The sequence below is a fragment of the Brevibacterium linens ATCC 9172 genome, from assembly GCF_900169165.1.
Lineage (GTDB): Bacteria > Actinomycetota > Actinomycetes > Actinomycetales > Brevibacteriaceae > Brevibacterium > Brevibacterium linens.
The window spans coordinates 1-1427 of sequence record NZ_FXYY01000066.1 but is presented as its reverse complement, the minus strand read 5'-3'; the positions used below and the strand labels follow the sequence as shown (position 1 = coordinate 1427).

Here is a 1427-nt window from a genome sequence, read left to right as displayed (position 1 = left end):
CGACGTGCCTCAGCTATTTTGAGCGCGTAGAACCTGGTGGTGCCTCAAGCACTTTGAGCGCGAACTCCCAACAAACGGGAGCAGGCTTGCCCTATGGAAGGCAAGATCCCGATGACCGCCAGACGCCACGTGACGAACAAACTCCGCACCACCTACCGCAAAGCCTCGAAGACCGATCGGTCTCGCATCCTCGACGAAGTGATGGCCACGACCGGAATGGGCCGATCGACGGCCAGGAGAATGTTGACCGGTCCCCGCCTACCGGACCCGGGCGAACACGTCGACAAACGACGACTCAGGCCCAAAACCTACTCCGATGCCTCACGCGTCCTCCTCGAGCACGTGTGGGCGCTGATGGGCATGCCCTGCGGAAAGTACTTCGTCGTGATGCTGCCGATGTGGCTGCCCCTGCTCGAACAAGCAGGAGACCTCGACCATCCATTCGTCTCTGCGACTGCGATCGAGGAACTGGAATCGATGAGCGCTGCTACCATCGACCGATACCTGGCCCCGGCCAGGCAATCGATGCAGCTGCGAGGCATCTCGACGACGAAGCCGCCACCACTGCTACGCAACTCGATCGGACTGTCGAAGACCGGCGATGAACCACCGACCGTGCCCGGAGTCATCGAGGCCGATACCGTCGCCCACTGCGGGCCCAGCTACGTCGGTGAGTTCGCCCGGACCTTAACGATGACCGACATGGTCACCGGGTGGACCGAGAACGCCTCGATCCGCAACAACGCCTCGAAATGGATCCTCGAAGCAGTGGCTGATCTGGACGGAAAGTTCCCGTTTGAGCTGCGTGTCTTCGATTCCGATAACGGGTCCGAGTTCATCAACCACGAAGTCGCCGACTGGCTCCAACAACGTGATATCGACCAGACGAGGTCGCGGCCCTACAGGAAGAACGACCAAGCGACGGTGGAGTCGAAGAACAACCATGTCGTACGCAAACACGCCTTCTACTGGCGCTATGACACCAGCGAAGAACTGGGGTTGTTGGGCCAGTTATGGCCGTTGGTGTCGCTGCGGCTGAACTTCTTCGTCCCGACGAAGAAGCCCGTCGAATATGCCACCACCAGCGATGGTCGTCGCCGACGTGTCTACGACAGTCCCCGGACCCCGTGGCGACGAGTCCTCGATTCCGGACTCCTGACCGATGACCAGGTCACGGCCATCAGCCGACGAGTCGATGGTGTCAATCCTGCCGATCTGACTCGCCAGATCAATCAGATCCAGATGCGATTGATCGAGCTGTCGAAGTCCAAAACCGAGGCCATGGCTGCCAGTCGGCACCTGGACATGGCATCATTGAAACCGTCGATGAATCGACTCCAAACGAATTAGTGAACCGTAAGCCTCACGCTCAAAAATGCTGAGGCACCAACACGGATCACGCGCTCACTCCTCAGTGAGGCACCTCG

Annotated in this window: 1 protein-coding gene; it reads left to right on the top strand. The window is 59.6% G+C overall.

Translation table 11 applies throughout. The features are described from left to right. The first annotated feature begins 93 nt into the window (after positions 1-93). Entirely contained in the window at positions 94-1350 is a 1257-nt protein-coding gene (locus BLIN9172_RS17735; RefSeq protein WP_180956990.1) for an integrase catalytic domain-containing protein, read from the top strand. Positions 1351-1427: the final 77 nt, after the last annotated feature.

Excerpts from the sequence above, each read along its gene's own strand:
- BLIN9172_RS17735 (WP_180956990.1), top strand. The coding sequence starts at position 94 with ATGGAAGGCAAGATCCCGATGACCGCCAGACGCCACGTGACGAACAAA.